The following is a 649-nucleotide window of genomic DNA, read 5'->3' as shown; positions in this document are numbered from 1 at the left end:
GCCGAGCCGCCATCGGTGAAGGCGAGCGAGTAGCCGAACAGCGCCCAGAGCACCGCCATCAGGGCGGTGACGGTGAAGACCTGCATCAGGATGGACAGCACGTTCTTGGTCCGCGCCAGACCCCCGTAAAACAGGGCCAGACCGGGGATGGTCATCAGCAGCACGGCCAGGCTGCAGGCGAAGATGAAAGCGGTGTCACCCGCGTTGAGGGTGGGCGCGGCATCGGCCTGGGCCCACAGGGCGGATGGCCCCACGGTGAGGACCAGAGGCAGCAGCCAGCGCAGGGAAGGAGACTGTTTCAAGGGATACTCCAAGGGCAGTTGTGGACGCCAGAAGCGGTGCAAGGAGCGTGCCAAAGTTTCTTATAGGTAATTTTGTGTTCACTGCATGAAACTGGTGCAGGCAGGCCCCTGGGCGGTCCGGCATGCACCGGCTGCGCGCCGTGGCGGTCCCCGTTTTGGCGCAGGCGCCGGGCGCTGGCTGCATTGCACACGGCCCGAACCCAACAACAACAAATCGCCCGAAGGCGGTCGGCGGACAGGGTCATTCGCCCCCCTCACATCCCCGCGTAATTGGGCCCGCCGCCGCCCTCGGGCGTGACCCAGACGATGTTCTGCGTCGGGTCCTTGATGTCGCAGGTCTTGCAGTG

The 649-nt window shown here is 65.3% G+C and carries 1 protein-coding gene and 1 pseudogene; both read right to left on the bottom strand.

Annotated elements, in window-relative coordinates; all coding sequences use genetic code 11:
- A pseudogene (locus HA630_RS00915) lies at nt 1-302 on the bottom strand (ammonium transporter); the annotation flags it as partial.
- Between the two features lie 254 nt (nt 303-556).
- A partial coding sequence (locus tag HA630_RS00910; protein ID WP_157826905.1) for a 4Fe-4S dicluster domain-containing protein occupies nt 557-649 on the bottom strand: 93 nt, incomplete at its 5' end.

Source organism: Aquabacterium sp. A08, from assembly GCF_011742065.1.
Note: the sequence above shows the minus strand (reverse complement) of the source record. Positions and strands in the feature narration are given on the sequence as shown.